5 protein-coding genes and 1 pseudogene are annotated in these 6,234 nt (G+C 53.5%); all 6 read right to left on the bottom strand.

Going from position 1 to position 6,234, the window contains the following annotated elements; all coding sequences use genetic code 11:
• Positions 1-105 (bottom strand): annotated as a pseudogene (locus D6694_00730) (type III-B CRISPR module RAMP protein Cmr6).
• A 241-nt stretch (positions 106-346) separates the two neighbouring features.
• Positions 347-730: a type III-B CRISPR module-associated protein Cmr5 gene (gene cmr5 / locus D6694_00725; GenBank protein RMH48275.1), complete on the bottom strand. Its 384-nt coding sequence runs from the start codon at positions 728-730 to the stop codon at positions 347-349.
• Positions 731-739: 9 nt separating this feature from the next.
• Positions 740-1,594 (bottom strand): type III-B CRISPR module RAMP protein Cmr4, encoded by an 855-nt coding sequence (gene cmr4 / locus D6694_00720; protein RMH48274.1) that lies wholly within the window; start codon positions 1,592-1,594, stop codon positions 740-742.
• 2 nt (positions 1,595-1,596) lie between these two features.
• Positions 1,597-2,940 carry a type III-B CRISPR module RAMP protein Cmr1 gene (gene cmr1 / locus D6694_00715; protein RMH48273.1) on the bottom strand — a complete coding sequence of 448 codons (1,344 nt, stop codon included), beginning with the start codon at positions 2,938-2,940 and terminating at the stop codon, positions 1,597-1,599.
• Positions 2,870-4,057: a CRISPR-associated protein Cmr3 gene (locus D6694_00710; protein ID RMH48272.1), complete on the bottom strand. Its 1,188-nt coding sequence runs from the start codon at positions 4,055-4,057 to the stop codon at positions 2,870-2,872. Before D6694_00710 ends, cmr1 begins: the two co-directional genes overlap by 71 nt.
• On the bottom strand, positions 4,054-5,805 hold the full coding sequence (cas10, locus tag D6694_00705) for a type III-B CRISPR-associated protein Cas10/Cmr2 (protein RMH48271.1): 1,752 nt from the start codon (positions 5,803-5,805) through the stop codon (positions 4,054-4,056). Before cas10 ends, D6694_00710 begins: the two co-directional genes overlap by 4 nt.
• Positions 5,806-6,234 lie beyond the last annotated feature (429 nt).

Here is a 6,234-nt window from a genome sequence, read left to right as displayed (position 1 = left end):
CCCTTTGAGCGCGCTGCCGGGAATGTATGGAACGCCATAGGTGTGATGCAGGGCGATGGATGTTTCCAGCACGCTTTCTGTGCCCAGGTTGATAGCCAGACGAGTGTTCACTCTGGCAATGCGCATTTGTGCATTCGCCCTTTGCAGGTTTTTCACCCACCGGTTGTAGAAAAGCAGATAGGAAGGTGGTACGTTAATCTTTGCAACTTGTTTTACGAGTTCGTGGGGTGGTTTGGATTTTTCTGTCTCGCTGGACGCATCGTAATACTTATCCAGCCACAATCCGGCGTGGGTGGTGGCCTGGGAGGTTGCGTTCTGTAGCACGTTTCGTCTGCTTCGTGGCATGTCAATCCTCCGAGTCAGTCAAATCCACCTTGAGGATGGATTGCGAGAAACGTTTGAACCAGGTCAATGCCAGGATGGCGCGCCGGCTCAAGTGAGCGTAGTCGGATAGATGAGCCTCACGGCTGCGATTCAGCAAATCTTTCCTGGCGTCGAAACCCAGGACAGATGCCAGGTCATCCAGCAACTGGTGGTAAGGCTTTTCATTGCTTCCGCTTGCTTTGGCGTCTACGAAGGCAAGCGCCTGAGCCAGCCCGGCAGAGCGAATCAGGACCGGTAATTTCTGTGCCATAACGCCGTAGCGTTTCTTTTCCTTGTCGCCCCACTCCGTACAAGATTGAATTTTTTGATAGACCGCAGCAGCATATTGTTGTTCGAGTGTTTTCATGGCAGCCTCCTACGACACCATGTGCAGAGAACACAGCCCGCGCCCAACCGTGGCATGACCGCCCAGTTGCAGCGGATTCGCGATGATGTCATCAACGGTCTTGAACACAGTATGGGCTTCCGCACGCACCGGGGAGGCCACGACCAGGCCGCTGAGAATACTTTCGGCGGGCAGGGATTCTTCGTACCACAGCGCACCTTGCTTGACGGTTTTGACTTCATCGTCTAGCGCGATGCGGGCCACGACCTCGGTGGCGGTTTCCACCAGAAAACCGAAGATTTCATCGTGAACCAGGCACAGGCGGGCAGTGAATACGTCTTTCCACTCGCTGCTTTGGGGGAAGAGCACAGCGACGAATTTCTGTGCCCAGGCATCCATCTCAGCAGACCTGGCGGGGGTGAGAGGAATATCTTCCAGCGTGACTTTGCCGTCATTTCCGATGAGGTTTGTGGCGTTGGTGACCAGACATCCATCACTTGGCGTCACATCCGGCACATTGGCAGGGAAATCAGCCCCTTGGGCCAGGGCTACATCCCGCGAGAAGCGGCGCAGCACCAGCGGTGAGGTCACCCAGGCAAAGGTACCGGACAAACTGCGGATGGGCATGAAAAGCAACCGCTGGTCGGTGAAATGGACAGACCCGGCATAATCAGCCGCATGGGTTGTTTCCGGCCCAAAGACTTCCTTGCGGGTGGTGCCGTCTGTGCAGGCATCTCGCAGAACGCCTTTGAGCGAGGAACCGGGAAGATAGGGCAGGTTGGTTGCCTTTTCACGGGCGATGGGCAGGTCAATCGCACCAACACCCTGGCCGGTGCCCGCGTGCAGGGGGGAGAGGGCGTGAATGAAAAGAAGTTTGGCATCCATGGTCATTTTCCTTTCAGGTAGTCGAGAAATGCTTGCAACACATCGGGGTTGCCGTCGAGTACAGGGATTTGTTGGACTTCCGTTTGACTCAGTTTGCTTTGTACGACCTTATTTACTTTTTCACCTGTCAGGCGTAACCCGCCGGGCGGGGTATAGGGTTCATCGGAATTGACCGGGTCCCATTCAAGGAGCACGGCTAACCCTACCGCCCCGTCGGAGCAGGCTATGGGGCGCAGAATGAGTGGACTGGCGAGGCGGTCGTTATCCCGTCCCTGCAACTCCAGTTTTTTATTATCATCGTGGTGCATCTCGAAGCCAATAGGCAAGCCAAATACCGCCCGAGGAAATTTCTCTATAACGGTATGTGTCACATTTGCAGGGAAGCGAGGTGATAACCTCAAGAATTTCCGAATAGCGTTCGCTTCGGGCCAACGGCTCAAGCCGTAGGCGCTTCTCTGGCCTGTTTTTCCGTCGTATCGAGCACAAATTTGTCGAAATTCTTTCAATGCATTGAAGAGAACCTGCCAGGCATCTTCGACAGATTCTTTTTGTCGTGTTGTGATAATAGTGCTTTCTGGTGATAGGTGGGGCACCCCGGGCGGCCATTGCCCATTCGGAACTACGTGACCGATTAATGCCTCGCGAATGGCGTTTTCCATTTGGTTTGCATCAGGGATGCTCTTGCTATCTATTTTCTGCAGTGCTCCAAAACCGCGGCGGGTACGCGCCCCAATACCGCCAAAGGTTTCCCAGGCCCAGAGAGCAGATAATACGTCGTCTGCGACATATCGCGGGTAACGGATTTTCAGAGTAAATGAAACATTTTCACGTACAGAACCGGCCGCTTGGTCTTTTGTTTCCCGTAGAGGAAACGCTACATACCCATATGGTGATTTGACGTCGCCATAATCCACCTGCCTCCCGTTGCTATCTTTGGCTTTTGAGACAAGTTTGCCACGCTCATGCTGTGTCAGTGAAACCACTACTTTTGACGGCCCCGGCTTGCCCTTTCCCCCGGCTGAGCCCCAGATTTTCTCTTCGGCCTCTCGCATTTTCTGCAAGTCGCCATTGAAGGCTCCGCCGCGCGTCGCCCGCCACCAGAAGCGCAGGTGGCCGCGGATTTCACTGACCCGCACTACGGTAATAGGGTCAGCTTTTCCTGGCTCTACGCCGCCCCCGTACAACGGGGTAATGACCTTGTAGCGACGTGTCTCGGTGATGATGTTGGGGTCTTTTTTTACGATGACCTGCGGGGGGGCTTGATTTGAATCTCTTCTAGGCATTGGGTACCTCCATATCGACAACCTCGCCGTCCCACGTTCCCAGAACGGCCAGGCCGAAACCATCGCGGCGGTCTTGTAATTCGTCGCTCACGTTTTGCATCCAGACGGCATCCACAAAATCGCCGATGGCCTCCGAACTTCCGTCCAACCGCAGGTAGTACACACTTCCAGCAGGGGCCAGACGGCGGGTGGCTTTGGGTTTGTGAGCCTGATAATCCCACCCGGAGACGGCCTGGTAACGATGCACAGCAGCAGCAAGCACCTCGGCCTGTACGCCTGCCTGGTGAAGCAGCCATGTGGGACGGTAGCCATCTTTGAAAATCGCTGGCGTGAGCAAGATGAGGCGGCAGTGCTTCTCTGCCACAATCCGCTTTCGGATTTCGTCTGGGCAAAGTGGAAATTGAGTATTTACAGACTGCCAGCCTGCAATTCTGCGCTCACCGCCCAAAAAGCCCCATGTAGCAGAGGAAATACCGGCATCTGTGTCAATCATCAGCCCAAATTCTATTGCTTTGGCCAGAGATTGCGCTTCATCATCGCTAGCAGGGATGTACGTGAATTCCAATCCGCTGGTAACGAATAATCCGCCGGGGTCGGCTGTTTGCGAGTCGGGCGTAATCCGTACATGTGTGCGGTACTCTTGTGGTAAGGCGGGTAATCCCCAGGTTTTCACGTTAGCAATGTGGTGTTCGTCAAGCGGGTGAAGCAGCCATGCTTCAAATTCCTTCCAACGCCAAAAGCCTGGGGCCTGAGGAAATACCTTTTCGTTACGGGGACGGCGTGGGGCAAGAATATGTTGTGGTTCTTTCAGGTCGGTTTGCGTTCCTTGAGGTGGTTTAACAGGGCGTAGCCATAAGCGAAGAGCAGCTGCCTTGTCGTTCTTGTCTTTGAGCAGCAAAGCATCTGCCGGTGCAGGCGGATAAAATTCGGCCACGCCATCTTCGGCATTCAGAGAAATCAGAAGCGGTCCGCGGATAGTGTGCTGAAGCAGCGTTTCGACCATGCTCTCATCAAATTTTCCTGAGGAAGGGTCTGTACCGCTCAAGGTGCGTACCGCGCCGGCAAGCGTGGAAGGGAACGGAAATGGCAATGTGGTCGCTCTGGCGCCGGGGTCGGCAGTGAAAGGCCGTCCGTCACGAAAAATCAGAGGGTCGCGAGGTTGAATCAACCAGGATGTCATGAGATACCGTCCTCCTTCTCCTTGCCTTGTACGGGGTTCAGGGGCAGTTTTGCCATGTCCTGTGCAGCAGCAAATTCGACGGCAACAACCATTTCCATAGCCAGTTCGTCCACTCTCAAGCCATCATCCTTTAGCCACTTATGTAGTTTTTGGCGTACATCTGGCGGCAAGTCGCGTTCTCCCCCGGATTCTCTCTTGCGCTGGATGATGCGGAGAGACTCCTGGGACAAAGCATCCGGTGGTAAGTCGGCTTTATCCAGGGTGTGGTACATGCGCTGTAACTCATAGGCCGTACCGTTGCTGATGATTTTGGCGCGACAATAGCCGGTTAGCACGTTCAAGCGGGCATTTAAATCAGGCCAGTGGTCTACGATTTGCCGTGCGACACCGCTGCGTTTATTCAGCACAATACACAGACCATTTTTCCCTGGTACGCCTTTGGCTTCCTTTTCGGCGGCGCGGGCCAGTTTGAGCACCTCGGAGAGCGGGGTCAAGTGATGGGCAATTACCAATCCACCAGAGAGTGTGGACTGCACATCTGCAATGCTCCGAAATACGGTTTCCAGTTCTTGCAAGCAGGCCAAGGCAGTGTGCAGGGGGAAATAGGCCATAATATCGTCTCCCCCGACGTAAATGGGCGTGCCCTGGTGCTTCTTGATAATTGCCTTTGCCTGTTCTGCGAAAGCGCTCAGAGATTGTGAGAACCGGCGGTGCATTTCTGGATTTTGCATCTGATTTAACCTTGCCCCCATCCCGTCGCCGTCGGCTATTAACAGGGCATAGTATGCCCCAGGATGCCTGTCTTTGGCGTATAGCGAGAGAGCCCGTTCCAGGGCTTGTTCATATTCTTCTTGCAATTCAGGCTTGTTCAAGTACTCTGCGGCCCGTCCTGGGTAGAGCAGCACGCTGTTTTTTTCGTCGATTTGTATTTCGCAGTCGGTGAACCACATCTCCAACGATTTGAGTAAATTTTCTGCTGCCTCGTTATCCAATCCTTGTAGGAAAGGTTGAGCAGCGAGTTCTGATGTGCTGGGAAAAGACTGTCCTTTGCTTCCCAGCCGCTTGAGCAAATCTACACCGGAGAGACGTTCGCCACGCCGGGCGCCATAGCGATTGTAGAGATTCCGGATTTTGCGTTGGATGGTTGCTTCGGAATCATGCCGCCAATTTGGGTAAGCCTCTTCTGGGATAACTGCCTCGCGGGACGCGTCCAGAGATGACTTAGGTCTCATTTTGCCCTGAAATTGGCGAAAATTTCTGGTGTTTTTGCGGGCTGCCAAAAGACTTTCCGCAGTGTGGCGAGACTGAACGTATTGCTTCTCGTCTTCGTATGGGACGCTCACCCAATAGAATTCCGGCAAATCGCTTACCTGCTTTTCGGCCAGTTCTCCATCGAAAGGCGCGTTTTGTACGTGTTGGAAGGCTTCTTTTTGCAGCGCATCCAGACGGCGGCGCACTCCCTGCAGCACGATTTCTCCCGCGTCGGCTGGGTCGCCTTCGATGATAGCCAGAATCTTGTTTGCGACGTTGAGATTTGACTTTGGGTCCAGGTCGGTCGGCGTTTTGGGGGCGGGGAAAACCAGGCTCCCTATTCCATACTTGTCGGCGAGCGCCTTTGCACCTGCTTTGGAAAGTTCGCTTAACATCCAGGAGCCGTATTGCAAATCACGACTGCGCCGAGCAGTAGCAATGAATTCCTGCACCGGGCCAATGGAACACAAAAACAGGTTTGTCATAGCACCTCCCATTTTTAGGTGTAGCGTATTCAGGTACCCCCTTTGCTGGAAGCCCAGATATTACTCTATTGAGACTTTTGGACTTGACAGCGTCGCTTTGGTTGATACTCTTGCCAAAATATCAGGCGGTGTATTGTAATGAAAACAAGGTGCGAACTATTACAATATATCCCCGCAAGGCGCAAGAGACGTCTGACCTAGAGCGTTTAAGGTACCCCAGATGTTTTCATTATAGAAAAAATGTAGCAGATGTCAAACATTATGCGACGTTACAGCGATGTGCTCCATATCTGATGGCGTTTACACTTATCATGGGCATGGCTGCATTTTCCCTCATAGACTGCCGCATAACTGGTATTATGCGACCACATCAGGGGGGATATGGTCGCATAAGGTGGAAAATCGGGGGGAATATCGCCGGAAAAAATAGCCGCATAATGG

The organism is Gammaproteobacteria bacterium (genome assembly GCA_003696665.1).
Taxonomy (GTDB): domain Bacteria; phylum Pseudomonadota; class Gammaproteobacteria; order Enterobacterales.
This window is presented reverse-complemented; position numbering and strand designations above follow the sequence as displayed.

Bases quoted from the DNA above. Each gene is read 5' to 3' on its own strand.
- cmr4 (RMH48274.1), bottom strand. From the start codon at position 1,594: ATGGATGCCAAACTTCTTTTCATTCACGCCCTCTCCCCCCTGCACGCG.
- D6694_00710 (RMH48272.1), bottom strand. From the start codon at position 4,057: ATGACATCCTGGTTGATTCAACCTCGCGACCCTCTGATTTTTCGTGAC.
- cmr5 (RMH48275.1), bottom strand. From the start codon at position 730: ATGAAAACACTCGAACAACAATATGCTGCTGCGGTCTATCAAAAAATT.
- cmr1 (RMH48273.1), bottom strand. From the start codon at position 2,940: ATGGTTTCGGCCTGGCCGTTCTGGGAACGTGGGACGGCGAGGTTGTCG.
- cas10 (RMH48271.1), bottom strand. From the start codon at position 5,805: ATGGGAGGTGCTATGACAAACCTGTTTTTGTGTTCCATTGGCCCGGTG.